Origin of the sequence: Schaalia odontolytica, assembly GCF_002847525.1 — a bacterium.
GTDB classification, from domain to species: Bacteria; Actinomycetota; Actinomycetes; order Actinomycetales; family Actinomycetaceae; genus Pauljensenia; species Pauljensenia odontolytica_B.
This window is the reverse complement of the sequence record NZ_PKKM01000004.1, coordinates 89,160-109,761: the sequence shown is the minus strand read 5'-3', so window position 1 is coordinate 109,761 and position 20,602 is coordinate 89,160. Positions and strand designations below refer to the sequence as shown.

19 protein-coding genes are annotated in these 20,602 nt (G+C 66.2%); 11 read left to right on the top strand and 8 right to left on the bottom strand.

Annotated elements, in window-relative coordinates; translation table 11 throughout:
• Window position 1: 1 nt before the first annotated feature.
• Together CYJ22_RS03630 and CYJ22_RS03625 are read left to right on the top strand one after the other, a co-directional pair.
• A complete protein-coding gene (locus CYJ22_RS03630; protein ID WP_101601163.1) occupies window positions 2-727 on the top strand; it encodes a TIGR00730 family Rossman fold protein in 726 nt (241 codons plus the stop codon).
• Between the two features lie 192 nt (window positions 728-919).
• The gene (locus CYJ22_RS03625) at window positions 920-1,084 is read left to right on the top strand and encodes a DUF3117 domain-containing protein (RefSeq protein ID WP_101601161.1); all 165 of its coding nucleotides are present in this window, start codon (window positions 920-922) and stop codon (window positions 1,082-1,084) included.
• 64 nt (window positions 1,085-1,148) lie between these two features.
• Here the strand turns inward: CYJ22_RS03625 and CYJ22_RS03620 are convergent, their stop codons facing one another.
• From CYJ22_RS03620 to CYJ22_RS03605, 4 genes are all read right to left on the bottom strand, one after another.
• A complete protein-coding gene (locus CYJ22_RS03620) occupies window positions 1,149-1,778 on the bottom strand; it encodes an O-methyltransferase (protein WP_007589634.1) in 630 nt (209 codons plus the stop codon).
• A 194-nt stretch (window positions 1,779-1,972) separates the two neighbouring features.
• A complete protein-coding gene (locus CYJ22_RS03615; protein WP_007589618.1) occupies window positions 1,973-3,103 on the bottom strand; it encodes an Mrp/NBP35 family ATP-binding protein in 1,131 nt (376 codons plus the stop codon).
• Window positions 3,104-3,113: 10 nt separating this feature from the next.
• Window positions 3,114-3,689 (bottom strand): DUF1003 domain-containing protein, encoded by a 576-nt coding sequence (locus tag CYJ22_RS03610; RefSeq protein ID WP_007589626.1) that lies wholly within the window; start codon window positions 3,687-3,689, stop codon window positions 3,114-3,116.
• Complete coding sequence (locus CYJ22_RS03605; protein ID WP_101601159.1) at window positions 3,682-4,986, bottom strand: magnesium transporter MgtE N-terminal domain-containing protein; 1,305 nt, start codon at window positions 4,984-4,986, stop codon at window positions 3,682-3,684. The genes CYJ22_RS03610 and CYJ22_RS03605 overlap by 8 nt, the downstream gene beginning before the upstream one ends.
• Window positions 4,987-5,086: 100 nt before the next feature.
• Between CYJ22_RS03605 and CYJ22_RS03600 the strand changes: the two genes are divergently transcribed.
• Complete coding sequence (locus tag CYJ22_RS03600; protein WP_101601156.1) at window positions 5,087-5,878, top strand: general stress protein; 792 nt, start codon at window positions 5,087-5,089, stop codon at window positions 5,876-5,878.
• Window positions 5,879-5,898: 20 nt separating this feature from the next.
• Here CYJ22_RS03600 and CYJ22_RS03595 read toward each other — a convergent pair whose 3' ends face one another.
• The 3 genes from CYJ22_RS03595 to CYJ22_RS03585 all read right to left on the bottom strand — a co-directional run bounded on the left by CYJ22_RS03595 (window position 5,899) and on the right by CYJ22_RS03585 (window position 10,006).
• Window positions 5,899-7,407, bottom strand: a complete 1,509-nt coding sequence (locus CYJ22_RS03595) for an aminopeptidase P family protein (RefSeq protein ID WP_101601310.1) — start codon at window positions 7,405-7,407, stop codon at window positions 5,899-5,901.
• Window positions 7,408-7,533: 126 nt separating this feature from the next.
• Window positions 7,534-8,532: an asparaginase gene (locus CYJ22_RS03590; protein WP_101601153.1), complete on the bottom strand. Its 999-nt coding sequence runs from the start codon at window positions 8,530-8,532 to the stop codon at window positions 7,534-7,536.
• A 13-nt stretch (window positions 8,533-8,545) separates the two neighbouring features.
• Complete coding sequence (locus CYJ22_RS03585) at window positions 8,546-10,006, bottom strand: amino acid permease (RefSeq protein WP_007589625.1); 1,461 nt, start codon at window positions 10,004-10,006, stop codon at window positions 8,546-8,548.
• A 238-nt stretch (window positions 10,007-10,244) separates the two neighbouring features.
• Here CYJ22_RS03585 and CYJ22_RS03580 point away from each other — a divergent pair, with 238 nt between their 5' ends.
• From CYJ22_RS03580 to CYJ22_RS03570, 3 genes are all read left to right on the top strand, one after another.
• Window positions 10,245-11,093 (top strand): PHP domain-containing protein, encoded by an 849-nt coding sequence (locus CYJ22_RS03580; protein WP_034496911.1) that lies wholly within the window; start codon window positions 10,245-10,247, stop codon window positions 11,091-11,093.
• Window positions 11,090-11,719 (top strand): MarC family protein, encoded by a 630-nt coding sequence (locus CYJ22_RS03575; protein WP_007589624.1) that lies wholly within the window; start codon window positions 11,090-11,092, stop codon window positions 11,717-11,719. The genes CYJ22_RS03580 and CYJ22_RS03575 overlap by 4 nt, the downstream gene beginning before the upstream one ends.
• A 200-nt stretch (window positions 11,720-11,919) precedes the next feature.
• The gene (locus CYJ22_RS03570; protein ID WP_007589598.1) at window positions 11,920-12,486 is read left to right on the top strand and encodes an LPXTG cell wall anchor domain-containing protein; all 567 of its coding nucleotides are present in this window, start codon (window positions 11,920-11,922) and stop codon (window positions 12,484-12,486) included.
• A gap of 322 nt (window positions 12,487-12,808) precedes the next feature.
• Here the strand turns inward: CYJ22_RS03570 and CYJ22_RS03560 are convergent, their stop codons facing one another.
• Window positions 12,809-14,308, bottom strand: a complete 1,500-nt coding sequence (locus CYJ22_RS03560) for a hypothetical protein (protein WP_101601151.1) — start codon at window positions 14,306-14,308, stop codon at window positions 12,809-12,811.
• A gap of 392 nt (window positions 14,309-14,700) precedes the next feature.
• On the opposite strand from CYJ22_RS03560, the gene CYJ22_RS03555 reads away from it, so the two are divergent.
• The 5 genes from CYJ22_RS03555 (at window position 14,701) to CYJ22_RS03535 (ending at window position 20,236) form a co-directional block, all read left to right on the top strand.
• Complete coding sequence (locus CYJ22_RS03555; RefSeq protein ID WP_101601149.1) at window positions 14,701-17,067, top strand: glycogen/starch/alpha-glucan phosphorylase; 2,367 nt, start codon at window positions 14,701-14,703, stop codon at window positions 17,065-17,067.
• Window positions 17,068-17,237: 170 nt separating this feature from the next.
• Window positions 17,238-17,600: a GntR family transcriptional regulator gene (locus CYJ22_RS03550; RefSeq protein ID WP_101601146.1), complete on the top strand. Its 363-nt coding sequence runs from the start codon at window positions 17,238-17,240 to the stop codon at window positions 17,598-17,600.
• 19 nt (window positions 17,601-17,619) lie between these two features.
• Window positions 17,620-18,348, top strand: a complete 729-nt coding sequence (locus tag CYJ22_RS03545; RefSeq protein WP_101601144.1) for an ABC transporter ATP-binding protein — start codon at window positions 17,620-17,622, stop codon at window positions 18,346-18,348.
• Window positions 18,348-19,160 carry a hypothetical protein gene (locus CYJ22_RS03540; protein ID WP_101601142.1) on the top strand — a complete coding sequence of 271 codons (813 nt, stop codon included), beginning with the start codon at window positions 18,348-18,350 and terminating at the stop codon, window positions 19,158-19,160. Before CYJ22_RS03545 ends, CYJ22_RS03540 begins: the two co-directional genes overlap by 1 nt.
• An 86-nt stretch (window positions 19,161-19,246) precedes the next feature.
• A complete protein-coding gene (locus CYJ22_RS03535) occupies window positions 19,247-20,236 on the top strand; it encodes an AlbA family DNA-binding domain-containing protein (protein ID WP_101601139.1) in 990 nt (329 codons plus the stop codon).
• Window positions 20,237-20,602 lie beyond the last annotated feature (366 nt).

Sequence of the window (20,602 nt, the reverse complement as noted above, 5' to 3'; positions counted from 1 at the left end):
CATGACCAAGCCGATGAACACCTACCGCCGTGGATCCGTCGTCCTGCGCGGGGACCAGATCCCGCGCCTGACGGCTGACGCATCCCTGCTGCAGTCGGACCAGAGTGCCGACTGGAAGCATGAGGACCCGTGGCGCGTCCTGCGCATCCAGTCCGAGTTCGTCGAAGGGTTCGAGGCTCTCTCGGAGATCGGTCCCGCGATCTCGGTCTTCGGGTCCGCCCGCACCCGCCCCGACGATCCCCTCTACGCGTGTGCGCAGCGCATCGGTGAGCTTCTCGTGCAGCGCGGCTACGCCGTCGTCACGGGTGGTGGTCCGGGCATGATGGAGGCCGCGAACCGGGGTGCCTGGGAGGCAGGGGGTACGTCCGTGGGCCTGGGTATCGAGCTTCCCCACGAACAGGGCATGAACCAGTGGGTGAACCTTGGCGTGAACTTCCGGTACTTCTTCGCCCGCAAGACGATGTTCGTCAAATACTCCCAGGGCTTCATCGTGATGCCCGGCGGTTTTGGGACCATGGATGAGCTCTTCGAGTCCGCGACGCTCGTGCAAACGGGTAAGATTCGTTCGTTCCCGTTGGTCCTCGTGGGCACGGACTACTGGTCGGGTCTGGTCGACTGGATTCGCTCCTCGATGGTCGAGGCCGGGATGATCTCTCCCGGTGACGTGGACCTGCTCCACGTCGTTGACGATCCGGAGGAAGCGGTTCGTCTCGCGACGGGTGCCTAGTGGTTAGTTCTTCTTTCTGTGGGTGTCTTTATTGCTGAAAATGCTGCGAAATAAGGCCTAATTAATCGGATGGCCTATTTTCTTTTGATTTCTCTTTGTGAACTGTTAAGGAAAAATGGCGCTTATCCGGTAAAATGGGTCCGTTACCCCGCCTGAGGAGGCGCGGGCATAACTCTGAGAAGGAGTACTCTCATGGCAGCAATGAAGCCTCGCACGGGGGACGGACCCCTCGAAGTCAGCGCCGAAGGGCGCAGTATCGTCATGCGAATTCCCACCGAAGGGGGCGGGCGGCTCGTCATTGAGCTGAACGCGCAGGAGGCGGCGGAACTCGCCGAAGCTCTCGGAGCGGCCATCTGACAGATAGAGACGAAGCGGCGGAACAGGATTTCCTGTTCCGCCGCTTCTACGTGAATGGGGGCGCTCAGCGCTTGACGGCGACCGCCAGGCCGTCGCCGACGGGCAGCAGCGCAGGCACGAACTCATCGGAGTCGCGCAGGTAGTTGACCACCTCGCGGGCGACCACGGTGTGAGCGTCGCGACGCGCGGGGTCGGCGACCTGATCGCGCCACAGGGCGTGCACAAAAGCGATCGTGCCGCCGGGGCGCAGGATCCGCACGGCGTGATCGAGGTACTGCGGGGTCTCTTCCAGGTCGCCATCCAGGACAACCATGTCGTAACCGCGGGCAGCCATGCGTGGCAGAACATCGAGGGCGCGCCCGGCGATGAGGCGCGTGCGGTGAGAGGACAGGCCGGCGGCGGCGAAGTTTCGGCGCGCGTGTCCCAGGAGTTCGGACTCGGAGTCAATCGTCGTCAGGACACCATCGGAGGCCATGCCGTCAAGAATCCACAGGCCAGACACACCCGCACCGGTACCGATCTCAAGGACGGCACGAGCGCCGGACACAGCGGCGAGCATACGCAGGGCCGCTCCCGTTCCGGGAGAGACAGGAGTGGCACCCATTTCGGTAGCAACAGCGCGCGCGGCAGTCAGCGCGTCGCTTTCCGCCACGTAATCCTCGGTGTACACCCACGTCTGGGCCTTGTCCGCCATCGCCGTATCCTCACTCGTGTTTGATCGCCGGGGTAAGGTGCGCGCACGCGCCACGCCCTCCCCAGGCATCAGGGTACAGGCGAGGATGCGCAAGGGCGCGCTGGCGCTCCGAAAATACGTGAAAACCTCACCTGGCAAGGAGACGAAACCCCGGCCTCGTCGATGGTGACGAGACCGGGGATAGTCGCGTTGACTCAGTGCTGGATGGGGGAGACCCCGAGCGGGCGGCCCGCCAGGCCGCGGTTCGTGGAAGAGAGCTGCTTGGCGAGGGCCGTGAGCTCCTCGGCGGCCGGACCCGAGGCGACGGCGACGGGCTCGCCGCGGTCGCCGCCCTCACGCAGCGCGATGTCGAGGGGCACCTGGGCCAGCAGCGGCACCGAGTATCCCAGCTGCGCGGTGAGGCGCTGCGAGACGGACTCGCCGCCGCCCGCGCCGAAGATCTCCAGGCGCGAGCCGTCGGGCTGAGGCAGGAAGGACATGTTTTCGACGACGCCGATGACCTTCTGATTCGTCTGCGACGCGATGGAACCGGCGCGCTCGGCGACCTCGGCAGCTGCGACCTGCGGGGTCGTCACGACGAGGATCTCCGAGTTGGGCAGCAGCTGCGCGATCGAGATCGCGACGTCGCCCGTGCCCGGAGGCATGTCGATGAGCAGGACGTCCAGGTCGCCCCAGAACACGTCCGCGAGGAACTGCTGGAGGGCGCGGTGGAGCATGGGGCCGCGCCAGATGACGGCCTGGCCGTCGGGCACGAACATGCCGATCGAGATGACCTTGACGCCGCCGGCGCCCACGGGCGGGATCATCATGCCGTCGATGACCTGCGGGTCGTGGTCCACGCCGAGCATGCGCGGGATGGAGAAGCCGTAGATGTCCGCGTCCATGACGCCGACCTTGAGGCCCTGCGCGGCGAGCGCGGCGGCCAGGTTCGCGGTCATGGAGGACTTGCCGACGCCGCCCTTACCGGAGGTGACGGCGATGACGCGCGTGAGGGAATCGGGGCGGGAGAAGGGAATCTCGCGCTCGGGACGACCGCCGTTGAGCTTTTCGCGCAGCGCCTTCTTCTGGGCCTCGTCCATGACGCCCATCTCGACTGAGACGTTCTCGACGCCCTCGACGGCGCCCACGCGCTCGGTGACGTCCTTGGTGATCTGGGTGCGCAGGGGGCATCCGGCGGTGGTGAGCAGGACCTTGACGGCGACGGAGGAACCGTCGATCGTGACCAGGTCGGGGGTCACCATGTTGAGGTCGGTAATGGGGCGGCGGATCTCGGGGTCGATGACCTGGCCGAGAGCCTCCATGACGGAATCAAGCGTGACTGGCATGGACTCCACTCTACTGGCCGATGTGCCCATCTTCTAGGGGACGAAAGGCACCGTCGGCCTCGGCCTCAGCCTCCGCCTCGTTCGATGAGGTGTTGGCCGCGTCCGCGGCGATCTCCGCACGCAGGCCCTCCAGCATGTCGCGCAGCTCGGAGCGCACGAAGTCGCGGGTGGCGACGTCCTGGAGCGCCAGGCGCAGGCCGGCGATCTCGCGGGCAAGGTACTCGGTGTCGGCGAGGTTACGCTCCGCGCGAAGGCGGTCCTGCTCGGCGACGACGCGGTCGCGGGCATCCTGGCGGTTCTGCGCGAGCATAATCAGCGGGGCCGAGTACGAGGCCTGGGTCGAGAACGCAAGGTTCAGGAGGATGAAGGGGTAGGGGTCCCAGGCGGCTTTCTCGCTGATGCCGGCGAGCATCAGGTTCGCACCGATCCACGCGATGACGAAGATCGTCATGTAGAGGACGAACTTGGGGGAGCCCATGAAACGGGCGGTGGCCTCGGCGAAGCGGCCGAAGCCGTCGCCGCTGCCCGACGAGCGGCGGAAGAACCACTGACGCTTGTCGATCGGGTTGTCCAGGCGATCAGCCATCGATGCTCCTTGCCATCATGCGGTCGGTCACGTCGTCGTCGAAGTCTCGCCAGTCCTCGGGCAGCAGCTCGTCGAGGACGTCGTCGACCGAGACGGCGCCGTGCAGGTGCCCGTCTTCGTCGACGACGGGCAGGACCGTCAGGTTGTAGGTTGCGAGCAGACGCGTCACGGTCGCGATGTGCGCGTTGGGGTCCACGGACTCGATGTCGCGGTCCAGGATCGTGCCGAGCAGAGTCTGCGGGGGCTCGCGCAGCGCGCGCTGGATGTGGACCATGCCCAGGTACTGGCCGGTCGGCGTCTCCTGGGGCGGGCGTGCGATGAAAGCGACGGTCGCGATCGAGGCCGGGATGTCCTCGCGTCGTACGGCAGCCAACATCTGCGCGACGGTCGCGTTGGGACCGAAAATGACGGGCTCGGTGGTCATGAGCGAACCCGCGGTCGACTCGTCGTAGGTCATGAGTCGACGCACGTCCTCGGCCTCTTCGGGCTCCATGAGGGCCAGCAGGGACTGAGCCTTCGCGGCGGGCAGCTCGGCGACGAGGTCGGCCGCGTCGTCGGGCTGCATGACGTCCAGGACGTCGGCTGCTCGGGCGGCTTCCAGCGCGGAGACGATCGCGATACGGTCGTCGTTACCCAGCTCCTCGAGCACGTCGGCGAGGCGCGCGTCCGTCAGCTGCATGGCGACCGCCATCTTGCGGTCCTGGGGGAGCGTGTGCATGAAGTCTGCCAGGTCGGCGGGGCGCATGTCTTCCGTGTACTGCAGGAGGGCGGTCGCGGCCTGGTTGGAGTCGGTCTTGAGCAGGCCGGACACCTCGGACACGTCCACGGTGAGGGTCTCGCCGCTGCGCGTGAAGCCGAGGGAAGAGGTGCGCACGCGCTGGACGTGCAGCGTGGAGATCACCCAGTCCTTGGGGCGGCGCTGGCGCATCGCGACGTCGAGGATGCGCACCTGGCCCGAGCCGTCGTTCATCGTGACGACGCGGTCGAAGAGCTCGGAGAGCACGAGGGTCTCGATGGGACGCTGCGTGAATGAACGGATGTTGAGCAGGCCCGTCGTGATGACGGAACCGGACTCGATGGCGGTGACGCGAGTGAGAGGCAGGAAGACACGCTTACGCGGGCCGACCTCGACGACGAAGCCGATGACGTTGGCTTCGGATTTCAGCCGAAAGATGACAACGACATCGTGAATCTTGCCGACCTGGTCGCCCAAAGGGTCGAAAACACTGGTACCAGCGAGCTTTCCGATGTAGACGCGCCGACCCTTGGTGCCGAGTTCAATAGATGCAATGCTCACATAATCATCTTAGGCTGTTGACAAAGAAAGAGTAACGACGAGCCGGTCGCCGCATGAACAATGCGTTCCATGCCACCGAGGCCGTGACGAAGGAGAAACTATGGCTGTCGTGATGGACCCGCAGATGCCCACGGGCACGGAGGTCGCCTCCTACCAGACCTACGCGCAGGCTCGTACGGCCGTCGATTTCCTGTCGGACAGCGGTTTTGACGTCTCGTCGATCACGATCGTGGGCACGGATCTGCACCTGGTTGAGCGGGTGACGGGGCGCATGACGATCGCCCGCGCCTCGATGTCCGGCGCGTCGAGCGGCGCCCTGTGGGGTGCGCTCGCAGGCATGCTCATGTCCGCCGGACAGAACGCAGGAGGCACGGGCGCGTGGGTCGTGGGCGGCATCGTTGTGGGTGCGCTGGCGGGTATGGCGCTGTCCGCCCTGGCGTTCCTCATCCGGGGTCGCAGCCGTGACCTGGTCTCCTCCCAGCAGGTCGTTGCTCTGCGCTACGCGGTCCTGGCCTCGGCCGACATCGACCGCGCCTATCAGATCCTGCAGCGCACCCCCGGCAATCGGGCGCGCGTCGTGCGTCCTCGCACTGAGGAACAGCGCCAGAAGAAGGATTCCGTCGGATTCTTCCCCGACGGCCGCCCCCGCTTCGGTGCGGCGACGAAGGACGGCGAGGTCCCGGCCGGAACGGCTGCCAGCGAGGAGTCCGAGGCGGTGTCCCCGACGACGCCTCAGGCCGCGGCGCCGGATGCAGGCGCGCCCGTGAGTGCCGAGGTAGTGAGCGTGCCCCAGGCCCCCGCTCCCATCACTGTGAGCGCGCCCGAGAACGCTGTGTCCGAACGTGAGGACGCCCCGGCCTCGTCCCCCGAAAAGGACCAGACCGAGGCGTAACCTCAGCGTCTTCGCGTGGCTCAGCGGGACTGAACGCTCGCGATCCACTCCTCGACATCCGCGATCGTGCGCGGGATGTCCTCGGAGATACGCGTGACCGTGCCGTCGGCGTTCACCACGACGTCGTCCTCGATGCGCACGCCGATGCCCCGGTATTCCTCGGGGATCAGCAGATCGTCGGCGCGGAAGTACAGGCCCGGCTCGATCGTGAAGACCATGCCCGGCTCCAGCAGCGCGCCCTGGTAGAGCTCCGCGCGTGCCTTCGCGCAGTCGTGGACGTCCAGGCCCAGGTGGTGGCTGGTGCCGTGCGGCATCCAGCGGCGGTGCTGCTGGCCCTCGGGGGACAGCGACTCTTCGGGGGTGACGGGCAGGATGCCCCACTCGTACAGGCGGGCAGCGATGACGCGCATGGCGGCGTCGTGCACGTCCTTGAAGCGGCAGCCCGGCTCGTTGGCGCGGGCCAGGGCGGCCTCGCAGGCGTCGAGGACGGCCTGGTAGACGCGGGCCTGGACCTCGGTGAAGCGGCCGTTGACGGGCAGCGTGCGCGTGATGTCGGCCGTGTAGAGGGAGTCGACCTCGACGCCGGCGTCGACGAGCACCAGGTCGCCCTCGTGGACCGTTCCGTCGTTGTCGATCCAGTGCAGGGTGTTCGCGTGGTTGCCCGAGGCCGCGATGGTCTCGTATCCCTCGCCGTTGCCCTCTTCTCGGGCGACCGCTCGGAATGCGCCCTCGATGACGCGCTCGCCGCGGCGGTGACCCACGGCGCGGGGCAGGACGCGGATGATGTCCTCGAAGCCGGCCTTGGTGACCTCGACCGCGCGAATCATCTCGTCGAGCTCGAACGCATCCTTGATGAGGCGAATCTCCGAGAGATGTTCTTCGAGGGCCTCGTCCTCCTTGCGCGCGTCCTCGCCTGCGGGCAGGGAGGCCTGGGTGCGCACCTCGTTCACCATCGCCTCGACGTTGGCGTCGACGCCGCGCACGATGCGCAGCTGCACGGTCCCGGCGTCCTTCGCCAGCACGTCGCGCAGGGTGTCGATGTGGCGGGTTTCCAGGCCGGTCTGCGCGCTCAGCTCCTCGAGCGAGGGGCGCGCGCCCACCCAGAATTCGCCGTAGCGGGCGTCCGCGTAAAACTCCTTGGAGGAACGCGAGGCGCGGGGCTTGAAGAAGAGCAGGGGAGTGTGGGTGCCGTCCTCGTTCGGCTCCAGCACCAGGACGGTGTCCGGCTCCTTTTCGCCGCCCAGGCCCGACAGGTGCGCGAAGGCCGAGTGCGCGCGGAAGCGGTAGTCGCAGTCGTTGGAGCGGACCTTGTAGGGGCCTGCGGGCACGACGAGGCGCTCACCCGGGAAGGGAGCACCGGCCTTGAGGGTGCGGTCGTGCAGGAAGTCGGCGACGCGCTCACGTGCGGGCAGTTCGGAGGGGCGAGGCCCCCATCCGGAGCCGATGAAATCGCGGAATGCGGAGGACTGGGGCTGACGGGAGCGGTTTTCGCCGCGATCGGCCATGGACTGGGAAGCTTCTTCACTCATGGTCACTATTCTACGGCTCCTCGGCCCCTCGGGCGGGTTCGGTGGTCATGACAAACCCCGGCCTCGTCTCCCTGTGGCGCGCTGTGCGCCGGGGACGAGGCCGGGGCTGTGTCGGGTGGAGGAGACTCAGTCCTGGAGGGTGAGTTCTCCCGCGATGGACAGGTCCATCCACCGCTTGAAGTCAGCGCCGCGCTTGCCCTGCGAGAGCAGGAAGACGGTCTTGGCGTAGAGTGCCTCGAGCGTCATGTCGTGCGCGCCGATTGCGCCGAGGCGCGCCAGGGCGTTGCCGGCCTCGTAGTGGCCGAGCATGACCTCGGACTGGTAGCACTGGGAGGCGACGATGATCGGCACCTCGGCCTGCGCGAGCTCGGCCAGGACGTCCACGAGACCCGGCTCGGAGGCCGGGATGTTCCCCACGCCGAAGGTGCGCAGGATGACCGCGTCCGGGTGCGGCGTCGTCATGGCGCGCAGCCGCGCGGCGCTCATACCGGGCACCACGTCGATGACGGCGACATCCTGGCGCGTGTACGGGCTGGGGTCCTGCCAGCCGGTGCCCGCACTCGGCGCCCCGTACCAGCGCCACGGGGCGCCCGTGCGCGCCATGGGAGACACGGAGGGCGACTCGAAACCGCGGAACGCCCACGACGAGGTCTTGGTGGCGCGGTTGCCGGCCAGGAGCTTATGCCCGAAGAACAGCATGACGCCTCGTGCGCGGTGCGAAATCGCGGCGCGCAGCGCGCCCGTGACGTTTGACGACGCATCCGAGCCGACGACGCCGAGCGGGTACTGGGAGCCGGTCAGGACGACCGGCTTGCCCATGCTCGCCAGCGAGTACGACAGGGCCGCAGCCGAGTAGGCCATCGTGTCCGTGCCGTGCAGGACCAGGAAGGCGTCCGCCTCGTCGGCGTGCGCGTTGATGTCGTCGATGATGGCCTGCCAGTCCTCGGGGGTAGCCTCCGAGGAGTCGATGAGCGGGTCCAGCGTCGACATCGTGATGTTCGAGGCCAGCTCGATGCCCTCCAGCTGGGAGCCGAACCACCCCTGCAGGTCCGCGCCGGGGCGCAGACCCTCGGGGGAGTCGACCATGCCGATGGTGCCACCGGCATACGTGACGTGAAGACGCACTGTTCGTCCTTTCTCAGTCGCCCGCCACCAGGGTTTCCTCGCCCTGCAGCGAGGCGGCGGCCTCGTCGGTCAGGTTACCGACGCGATCGCGCACGTAGTACCAGCCGGCGACCATGAGGACGACGACCACGGCGAAGAGCGCGAGTGTCCAACGGCCCGATTCGGAGGTCACGTTGGAGCCAACGACCACCGCGAAGAAGAGCAGCGCCAGGTAGTTGGTGTAGGGGGCGCCGGGCATACGGAACTCCGGACGCTGTGCCTCGCCGCGCTTCACCTTGCGCAGGAAGGCCAGGTGCGAGATCAGGATCATCGCCCAGGTGCCGGCGATGCCGATGCCCGCCAGGTCCATGACGATGTTAAAGGCGTTCTCCGGGACGAAGGCGTTGAGCAGGACGCCGAGCAGACCCAGCGACGCGGTGATGATGATGCCGCCGTAGGGGACGTGGTTCTTGTTGAGGCGAGCGGCGAAGCGCGGGCCCTCGCCCACGAGCGCCATCGAGCGCAGCGTACGACCGGTCGCGTACAGGCCCGCGTTGAGCGAGGACAGTGCGGCGGTCAGGACGACCACCTGGATGATGTCGCCCGCGTGGGGCACGCCGAGGCCGGAGAAGAAGGTCGTGAAGGGAGACTCATCCGAGGAGTAGGCGGTGTAGGGCAGCGCGAAGGCGAAGAGAACGACGGAGCCGACGTAGAAGAAGAAGATGCGGATGACCATCGAGTTGATGGCCTTGGGCAGGATCTTCGCGGCGTCCTTCGCCTCGCCCGCCGCGACGCCCACCATCTCGGTGCCGCCGAAAGCGAAGACGACGCCCAGTGTGAGCGCGAAGACGGGGGCCAGGCCCTCGGGGAACCAGCCGCCGGACTCGGAGATGTTGTGGACACCCGCGGTGTACTCGCCGACGTGAGCCTGGGTGATGATCGCCCAGATGGCGACGCCCATGAAGATGAGGATCGTCGCGACTTTGATCATCGCGAACCAGAACTCGGCCTCGCCGAAGGCTTTGACGCTCATCATGTTGAGGACAAAGACGAGTGCGAGCGCGATGAGGGCGATGACCCACTGGGGGATGTTCTCGAACATGTTCCAGTAGTGCATGTAGAGCGCCACGGCGGTGATGTCAGCCATGACGGTGACCGCCCAGTCCAGGAAGAAGAACCAGCCGGTGATGAACGCACCCTTTTCGCCCAGGAACTCGCGGGCGTAGGACACGAACGCGCCCGAGGAGGGGCGGCGCACCGCCAGCTCGCCGAGGGCGCGGACCATCAGGAACGCGAAGATGCCACACACCGCGTAGGCGAAGGCCAGTGCGGGGCCGCCCTGGGCCAGTCGACCGCCGGCACCTAGGAACAGGCCGGTGCCGATCGAACCGCCGATGGCGATCATCTGGATGTGTCGGTTTTTCAGAGCCTTGTTGTACCCGGCGTCTCCCGCGTCAGTCGCGGTGGACACCTGGGTCTGATCCTTGTCAGACACGCGTGTACTCCAATCGGTGTTGAGGGAGGCCAAATGGCCGTGTGATGCCAGTTTCCTACAGTCGACAGCTCATCGCTGCAGGTGAGCGGTTAACCAAAAAGGGTGGTGTCGCGATGGGAGAACGTGCAGAAAACACGGTCAAGACCGGGCAAAAATGGGGCTTTTGCGAGGCCTCCTGACGCGCGCGGGTGGTGTTCGCCCGCGCGGTTGTGTGATCGGATTAATGGGGTAGTCTCAAATGGTGAAGCGAATTGACCCCCATACTCATAGCGCGTATTCAGATGGGACGGATACGCCCGCGCAGCTCCTGTCTATTGCCGCTCAGGCCGGGCTGGACGCTATCGCGCTGACGGACCATGACACGACCGCCGGATGGGACGAGGCCGCGGCCGCCGTCGCGGACACCGGCGTGAGCCTCATCCGGGGCACCGAGATGTCGTGCTCCTCCTCGGGGATCACCGTGCACCTCCTGGCCTACCTCTTCGACCCGGCCAGCCCCGGCCTCGTCGATAATTTCCGACGCACGCGCGAGGATCGCGAGACGCGCGCCGTGCGCATGGTCGAGAACCTGTCGGCCGACTACCCGATCACGTGGGAGGACGTGGCAGCCTTCGCGCCCGAGGGCGGCCCCGTGGGGCGCCCGCATATCGCGGACGCGCTCGTCGCTGCCGGCGCATTCCCCGACCGCAGTGCCGCCTTCGTCAAGGCCCTGCACCCGTCGGGTCCTTACTACGTGTGCCACTGGGCGCCCGACCCGGTCGAGGCCGTGCGTTGCGTGCGCGAGGCCGGGGGAGTGCCTGTCCTGGCCCATCCCCGCGCCCGTAAGCGCCAACACCTGCTGCCCGAGGCCGTCATCGCCGACATGGCGGCGGCCGGCCTCTTTGGCATCGAGCGCGACCACCGCGACCACGCCCCCGAGGATCGCGCCGACGTCGATCGTATGGCCCGCGAGATGGGCCTGGCGGTGTTCGGCTCCTCCGACTATCACGGGACGGGCAAGCCCAACCGCATCGGCGAAAACACGACGGATCCGCAGGTGATCGCCGAGGTCATCGCGCAGGGCGCCATCGAGGTGGTCGAGCCGTGAGCCTCTTCGACGTCACACTCTTCGCGACTGCCTTCGCGACGCTGACGGTCATCATGGACCCCATCGGGACCGTGCCCGTCTTCCTGGGCCTCACCGCCCGATACTCCCAGCCCAAGCAGCGCCACGCCGCCATCCAGGCGACCTCCGTCTCCTTCGGCGTCATCCTGACCTTCGCGATCCTGGGCGGGCAGATCCTGCGCCTCCTCCACATATCGATGGAGGCCCTCCAGCTCTCCGGCGGCGTCCTGCTCTTCCTGGTCGCCATGGAACTCCTCATGGGCACGGACTCGTCGTCTCCGGATACGGGGGACGAGGGCGTCAACGTCGCGCTCGTCCCGCTGGGTACGCCGCTGCTCGCAGGCCCCGGCTCGATCGTCGCCGTTATGGTGTCCGTCGGACAGGCCGGCACGAACGTGGGTTCGTGGATCGCTGTCATCGTCGCTGTCGTGCTGGCCCACCTTGTCATGTGGCTGACCATGCGATTCTCCCTGATGCTGTCCCGGCTCCTGGGGCCCGGCGGCATCATGCTGCTGACAAAGATTTCCGGTCTGCTGCTGGCTGCTATTGCGACGCAGCTCATCATGGAGGGTATTTTCCAGTTCATTGCGACCGCCAAGCTGTCCTGACCTCGTCGTTTTCACGCGCGGCGGAGGCGAACAAAGCCCCTTGAAAAAGTGGGATGCGACTCGCCGGCGGGTGATTTTCGGAAATCTGTGCGTATTGGTCAGGAAGTGTTGTAGGGTGGGGGAGAACGCCGTGACGCGCACGGCCCGCATTGGTCAGGGTCACGCATTCATCCCTCACCACAATTGTTCCAGGAGAAACAATGAAGAAGACGACCTCGTCTCTGTTCGCCGCCACCGCGGCGCTCGGTCTGATCGCCGCTTCGGCCGGCGTCGCTTTCGCTGCCGAGACCCCCGTCACCGAGCAGCCCTCGACCCCGGCCACCGAGGCCCCCTCGACCGAGCAGCCCTCGACCCCGGCCACCGAGGATCCGGCCCCCGAGCAGCCCTCGACCCCGGCCGACGAGGAACCGGCCCCCGAGCAGCCCTCGACCCCGGCCGACGACAACAACACCGGTGGTTCCGCTGAGACGCCGGCCCAGTCCGATGATTCTTCGGTCCCCGCCGCCGATCAGGGTGGCGCTGGCGCGGCCTCCGGCCCCGTCGGCACCACCGGCGTGACCACCCGCGGCCAGATCTCCACCGGCAACGGCCCGGCCCCCGTCTCCGCTCGTGGCGGCATCCGCAACACGAACGCTCCGGCCGGCACCCCCGCCGCCTCGAACCCGACGCTGGCCAACACCGGCTCCGCCGCGTCGATCGCCGCTGGCGCTGGCGTCATCGCGCTGGCTGGTGGCGTGACCCTCGTGGTCGCTCGCAAGCGTCACTGAGGCTTCTTCGCCTGACAAGTAACGCGGGCCCGCTCGAATCGAGCGGGCCCGCGTTTTGTCTAGTTTGCGCAGATCGCGCGATAGTTGTGCACGAACGTGCAGTTAGAAACCGCGAATTTGCACCGAAAAATCATCGTTTCGCCTTGAAATGATGCGTGCATCACATGCACAATGGAACTACCGAAAGTCACCATGAATTGAGCCCTCATGATGAACCGGTGATGGGAAGTGGCACCACTCATCAAGAGCGGTGCCACTTTCCTGTTGACGCGTCCCTGCGGGAAGTGCCCCCCGCAGGGACGCACCCTGCGGGGGCAATCCGTCAGCGCTGGCGACGGCGCAGAGCCACAGCTCCGAGGCCTGCCAGGCCCGCCATGATGGCCGCACCGGCCAGCATCGGGGTGTCAGCGCCCGTGCGTGCGAGGTTGCCGCTCGGGGTTGCGGACGGGGTGGGAGCAGGAGTCGTCGGCTCGGGCGTCGGGGAATCCGACGGCGCCGGGGTGCTGGGTTCCTCGGTGGGAACCGTGCACTCGCTGTCCGTGCCGGTCAGCCAGTTGTGCAGGACGATCGGGGCCAGGATCGGGGAGTCCTCGAGGGTCTCGCCGGTCAGGGTGCCGTTGATGTTGAAGGAGAAGCCGGAGTTGGCCGGCATGTGCTTGATCGTGACGGTGATGGTCTTGCCGTCCTCGCTGACCTTAATCTCGCCCAGGCCCTCGACGGTGTTCGTGAAGCCGTTATCCTTGAGCGCGCCGGCGCCGGGGTTGGAGATCGTGTTGATCGTGGAGGCGTCGAACTTCAGGCCCTGGACGGCCTTGATCGTCAGCGTCGCGTTGGTGAGGTCCTTGTGGGTGGCGCCGTAGAGGCGCAGGGTGCGCGAGTCGCCGACCTTCGGATCGGAACCGGTGGCAACGAACCAGCCGTCAGCGTTGGCCTCGCCCCACTTGGGTTCCTCGGAACCCCAGGAGCCCGCGTACTTGGAGCGCTCGTTGATGTCGCGCGAGTAGGGGCTCCACACGGTGCGGTCCACGGTCGTGACCTGGCACTGGGTGAGCTTGGGGGTCTCCGGCGTGGGCAGGTCGCCGCACACCTGGCCGTCGGCCGGGAACTGGGCGCCGACCAGCTTGGCGGACGCGGTCGAGGACTCGGCGCCCTCGGGGAAGGTGCCCGTGAACTGGAAGACAGTGCCGGTGTTGGCGTCGAGGCCCTTGTTCAGCGTGATGGTCCAAATGTTCTTGGCGGCGTCGGTCAGGGTGGCGGTGAAGTCGCCGTCATTCCACGTGTACTCGGCTTCACGCGGACCCCACGACTGCATGAAAGCGTTGAGGCCTGCGCGGGTCTCAAGCTTGCCGATGAAGGAGGTGTTGGCCATGTCGTCCGGCAGATCGACGGTGATCGTCGTGCCGGCGGCCAGCTTGTTCTTCGTGGCCACGGGGAAGCGCCAGTTCTGCATGGAACCGGCGATCCAGTGGTTGGCCTCGAACATGCCCGGAGCCTTGTAGGTCTCGGTGTTGAAGTTGGTCGAGATCTTCGATTTGTAGCCGTTGTTCGAGCCGGTGGCGATCTTGTTGACGGTGCCGTCGGAGTTGCGGGTGATGTCGGCAGGGTTCACCAGCTCGGGGTGGTGGGCCAGGATGTCCGTGTCGAGGATCGCCGAGGCGGTCCAGTCGGCGCGGCACGCGGTGGACTTGTCGCCGTTAGCGGTGCCGGGGCCCGTGGGCTTGTTCTCGTCGGAGGGCGAGGCCATGGCGGGGCCCGCGATCAGGGCGGTCGCGAGCGTGGCGCTCAGAGCCGTCGCGATGGTCAACCTATGCGTCAGTTTCATCGTATTCCTCATGTCGAAGGTGATTCACTCTCAAGAATACTGGCCGTGGGGACTCTTGTTGGCCCGGTCAGCATTTGGTTACATGAGAACCTTAGTCCATGAACGCTGACCATGTCTCACGTTTGCGAAAAATCATTGAGGGAGTATTTCGCAACTTGCTGCAGGTGGGGATTGGTTGTCGTTTGTAAATGCGCGCCAATCTGGGCCTTTAGTCATGGGCTGGATTTGACAGGTGTATTCCGTCACGTGGCCGGGGGTGGGGTTTCTCCCAGTGCTGTGTCAGAACAGGGAATTGGGCCACACACTCGCTACCCTCTAGAGGTGAAGCCAGCCCCGACCCGGGGCGCTCGCCCCCGCGGCGGGCACGGCGCAGTTACACAAAAGGAAATCGTATGACGCTGGATCTGACGCAGTCGCTGCCCTCTCATGTGCGCGCGACCTCTGGACGCCCCGTTGAAGATTCGACCCTGATGGAAGTGTGGCAGGGGCTCTCCGCCGCAATCGTCGATCAGATCGCCGATAACTGGGCCGCCACCACGGAGCGTTACGCCAAGGGCCGTCAGGAACACTACTTCTCCGCCGAGTTCCTCATGGGCCGAGCCCTGCTCAACAACCTGTCGAACCTCGGCCTCGTCGAGAAGGCTCGCGAAGCCCTCGCCGCCTACGGCCTCGACCTCGGCCAGGTCCTCGAAGAGGAGCCGGATGCTGCCCTCGGTAACGGTGGCCTCGGTCGCCTCGCCGCCTGCTTCCTGGACTCCTGCGCCACTCTCGACCTGCCCGTGCGCGGCTACGGCATCCTGTACCGCTACGGTCTGTTCAAGCAGCTCTTCGACAACGGCTTCCAGACCGAGCACCCGGACCCGTGGATGGAGGAGGGCTACCCCTTCGTCACCCGCCGTGAAGAGCGCTCCCGCATCGTCTCCTACGCCGACCTGACCGTGCGCGCCGTTCCCTACGACATTGCGATCACCGGCTACGGCACCAAGAACGTGGGTACCCTGCGCCTGTGGAAGGCTGAGCCCATCGAGGAATTCGACTACGACGCCTTCAATTCCCAGCGCTTCACCGACGCCATCGTCGACCGTGAGCGCACCATGGACATCTCCCGCGTCCTGTACCCCAACGACACCACGTTCGAGGGCAAGGTCCTGCGCGTGCGCCAGCAGTACTTCTTCTGCTCCGCCTCCCTGCAGGAAATCGTCGCCAACTACGTGCGTCACCACGGCACCGACCTGACCGGCTTCGCCGAGTACAACGCCGTCCAGCTCAACGACACCCACCCGGTCCTCGCCATCCCCGAGCTCATGCGCATCCTCATGGACGAGCACGGCCTCGGCTGGGAAGAGGCCTGGAAGGTTGTCTCCAAGACCTTCGCGTACACGAACCACACGGTTCTGGCCGAGGCCCTGGAGACCTGGGATATCCACATCTTCGATCGCCTGTTCCCGCGCATCGCCGAGATTGTCCGCGAGATCGACCGTCGCTTCCGCATCGACATGGCCGAGCGTGGCCTCGACCAGGGCACCATCGACTACATGGCCCCCGTCGCCGGCAACACCGTGCGCATGGCCTGGATCGCCTGCTACGCGTCCTACTCCATCAACGGCGTCGCCGCCCTCCACACGGAGATCATCAAGCGCGACACCCTCAAGGAGTGGCACGCCATCTGGCCCGAGCGCTTCAACAATAAGACCAACGGCGTGACCCCGCGCCGCTGGCTCAAGCAGTGCAACCCCCGCCTGGCCGCCCTCCTCGACGAGGTCACCGGCTCCGACGCGTGGGTCCGCGACCTCACCGAGCTGTCCAAGTTCACCGAGGCCGGCACTGACGATGTCCTCGAGCGCCTGGCTGAGATCAAGCATGCCAATAAGGTTGACTTCGCCGCCTGGGTCAAGGAGCGCGAGGGCGTCGAGATCGATCCCGACTCGATCTTCGACGTGCAGATCAAGCGTCTGCACGAGTACAAGCGCCAGCTCCTCAACGCCTTCTACGTCCTGGACCTGTACTTCCGCATGAAGGACGACCCGACGCTGGACACCCCCAACCGCGTGTTCATCTTCGGTGCCAAGGCTGCCCCCGGCTACATCCGCGCCAAGGCCATCATCAAGCTCATCAACGCCATCGCGGAGCTGGTGAACAACGACGAGGATATCAACGGCCGTATCAAGGTCGTATTTGTCCACAACTACAACGTCTCGCCCGCCGAGCACATCATCCCCGCCGCCGACGTCTCCGAGCAGATCTCGATGGCCGGCAAGGAGGCCTCGGGCACGTCCAACATGAAGTTCATGATGAACGGCGCCCTCACCCTGGGTACTCTCGACGGCGCGAACGTCGAGATCCTCGAGGCCGTGGGCGACGAGAACGCCTACATCTTCGGCGCGACCGACGATGAGCTGCCTGAGCTGCGTCGTCACTACGACCCCCGTTGGCACTACGAGAACGTCCCCGGCCTCAAGCGCGTCATCGACGCCCTGACCGACGGCACGCTCGATGACTCCAACTCCGGCTGGTTCCACGACGTGCGCCACTCGATCCTCGAGGGTGGCTATGACCCGGCCGACGTGTACTACGTCCTGGGCGACTTCGCCGCGTACCGCGAGACCAAGGATCGCATGGCCGCCGACTACCGCGACCAGAAGGCCTGGAACCGCCGCGTGTGGGCGAACATCTCCCGCTCCGGCCGTTTCTCCTCGGACCGCACGATCTCCGACTATGCTCGCGAGGTCTGGCACATCGAGGGTGAGCCGATCGACTGACGCATTCGCGTAGGAGAGGCCCGGAACCGCATGGTTCCGGGCCTCTCTTGTTGTTCGAAGGTGTGTGGTTGTATCGGTCTGTGAGCCAACTGTATTAGTGGGTTGACACAGTTAGGTATCTGTGTCATTGTATTAGTGTATTAATACAGAAAGACAGGAGGGACACGTCGATGCGCATCGATGACACCCGCCCCATCTGGATCCAGCTGGCCGACAGCTTCCGCGCCCGTATCACCGACGGCACGTGGAAACCCGGTCAAAAGATCCCCTCCGTCCGCGACCTCGCCATCGAGGCCGGCACCAACCCCAACACCGTCCAGCGAGCCCTCGCCGCCCTCGACGACGAAGGCCTCACCGTCTCCAAGCGGACGGCCGGACGATTCGTCGCCACCGACGACACGGCGCTCCACGCCCTCCGCCAGGAGGATGCGCGCGCCGCAGCAGACGCCTTCATCCGCTCCTGCCGAGCCCTTGGCGTCGATGTTGAAGGTGCCCACGGCCTCGTCGATGAACGCTGGAACGCGGACCTGTAAACCAGGAGGAAATACTCTCATGACCACCCAACCCACAGGCGCGAGCGCGGCTGTCCCCGGCCTCGTCCAGGTCACCGGCCTGACGAAGAGCTACCGAGCGACCCCCGCCCTGCGTGACTACAGCCTGAGCCTGGATTCCGGGCACATCGTCGGCCTCATGGGCCCCAATGGCTGTGGCAAGACCACGCTGCTCAAGATCCTCGCCGGAGTCCTCTCTGACTACGAGGGAACCGTCACCATCGATGGGCACGCGCCCGGCGTCGCCACCAAGGCGATCGTCTCCTACCTGCCCGACGCCGAGTTCCTGAACACCGACTGGACCGCTGCGGACGCCATCCGCGTCTACTCCACGTTCTTCGCCGACTTCGACGCCGACAAGGCCGCCTCGATGGTCGACTTCTTCGGACTGCCCACCGACCGCCGCCTCAGCGAGATGAGCAAGGGCATGGGGGAGAAGCTCCAGATCAGCCTCATCATGTCCCGGCGCGCCCGCGTGTACCTGCTCGACGAGCCCATTAGCGGTGTCGACCCGGCGACGCGCGACGTCATCCTCGACGGCATCCTGCGCGAATTTGACCCCGCCTCGCTGCTCATCATGTCCACCCACCTCATCTCCGACATCGAGCACTTCGTCGACTACGCGATCTTCATGAAGGACGGACAGGTCCTCCTGCAGGGCGACGCCGACGACCTGCGCGCCTCCCACGGCGATTCCCTCGACGCCATCTTCCGGAAGGAGTACCGCTGATGTACACCAAACTGCTTGCCTACGAAATCCGGTCGCGCGCCGTCGCGGATGGGCGTTCCTTCGGGGCGTTTATCGTCACTATTGCCGTTGCGTCGGGAATCGTCGCCGCGGGGCTGCCGGGGATCAGCGGCTCCACCGCTGTCCTCGCATACGCCCTCTGTGCGCTCACGCCGGTCGCCTGCGCGATCGCGGCCCTGGCCGACTACTGGAAGACCCTCTACGGGCAGCGCGGCTACTTTACGATGAGCCTGCCGATCTCCGGAAAGGTCGTCTTCTGGGCGAAGAACACCCGTATCATGATCGAGTGCCTTCTGGCCCTCGCACTGGCCGTCGGCGGAATCCTCGCCGTCGCTTCGGCCGCCGCGTGGAGCGACGGCATTAGCCTCGCGGAGTACACCGCCGGACCGCGTTCGCTCGTGGCCGGAGTTCCCACTTCCACCGTGGTCCTCATGATCGCCGTTCAGGTCATCCTTGCGATGTCCTGGGTCGTGCAGGCCTGCGCCGCCATGACGATCGGCGCTGAAGGACGATTCAACCACCTCGGCTTCGGCGCTCCCATCATTGGTTTCGTCCTGCTGTACATCGTGAGCCAGGTGCTTTCCACGATTGGCACGTTCTTCCTTCCGCTGTCCGTCACGACTGACGGCCACTTCTCCACAGAGATCATGTGGACCTCGTACCGCGCGACGATGGGAACCGAGGGCCAGCCGAACGTCATCGGCATCGGCTCCTATGTCCTCGTGCCCCTGTTCGCCCTGATCATGGGCCTGTGGGCCTCTCGCTCGATCGAGAAGCACACGTCCTTGCGTTGATGGCGTGATGCGCTGAGGGGTAGTCGGCGGTGGGATAGGGTTGTGACATCCGATCCCGCCGCCGACTTGTTGTGTGAGGAGCGCAGATGACCGCTGAGGGACCCCGCTTCGGGGCCACACCCCAGAACCCCGACCTGCTACGGTGGATCGGCATTCAGGTCCTCCTTCTCGTCATCGCCTGGGTGATCGGCATGGTCGTGCGGCGCCTCCTGGCCTCGCGCATGACGATGTCCACGGCCTCGGCGACCCTCACTGGCCTGGGTGGCCTGTGGGGCGGCCTCCTGGTCGCAGGCTGGATCTTCTCCTCCTCCGATATGTGGCGCCCCGCGATGATCGGCGTGGCCGCGGCGGTGGCCCTCGTCGTGGTCGTCATCGTCTCCCTGATCGTCGCGTACCTGCACCCGCGCCCCGGCCTCGACCCCATCGCCGAGGTCGCCAAGCGCGGCGAATCCGACTCCCTCGAATTCAAGTCGAGCGCCCGCTGGAACATGCGCGCCGGCAAGCGCGACGACGCCATGGAGACCGTCATCGCCAAGACGGTCGCCGCGTTCATGAACTCCGGCGGCGGCACCCTGCTCATCGGCGTGGACGACGACGGGCGACTCATCGGGCTAGGCCCCGACTACGCGACCCTCAAGACACCGGACGCCGACCGCTTCGAGCTGTGGATCCGCGACCTGTGGGGCCAGCGCCTGGGGACCAACGCGGCCGCGCTGCCCCTCCTCGACTTCGCCGAGGCCTCGGACCCCCAGGAGGGCTACGAGTGCCAGGAGGTGTGCCGGGTGACCATCCCGCCGTCCACGCGCCCCGTGTACCTCAAGGGCCCCAAGGGCAAGGGCGAGGCCGAGCTGTGGGTGCGCGTCGGCAACTCGACGCGGCGTCTCGAGGTCGCCGACGCCGTGCAGTACGTGGCCGCGCGCTGGCCCGAATCTGTGCGCGTTTCGCCGCTGACTCGCATCCGCCTGTTCCTCACCATGAGCCGCCACCGCGACACCCCCACCCGCCTGCCGCGCGTCGTCGAGCGCGTCCTCACGGAGCGCGCGAAGCACGGGGGTGGGGTGTCCGAGGGGGAGTGAGCTGGGGCGGTTAGACTGGCGCCTGGCGTTTGGGCTTGCCGATGGGGCAGTGCCGCCGCGTGTGTACTTGTTGCTAAGTGGTGTTACACCACTTAGAGAGGTATTACACCGGCTCGGAGGTGGTGTAATGCTCCCTAACTGGTGTAATGCTCCCTAAGTGGTGCAGCACTGCATGGCCTGGGCCTGTTGAGCGTCGGTGGGGGTCGTAGGCGTCGCCCAGTTCCACGACGGGGCTTGTGGCTGGGTGGCATTGCACTAGTTAGCGCAGCATTGCACTGGATAGCAGTCAGTGCAATGCTCTCCTATCTAGTGCATCGCTGCTGTATCTAGTGCAGCGCTGCCTGGCCAGGGCCTGTTGGACGCCGG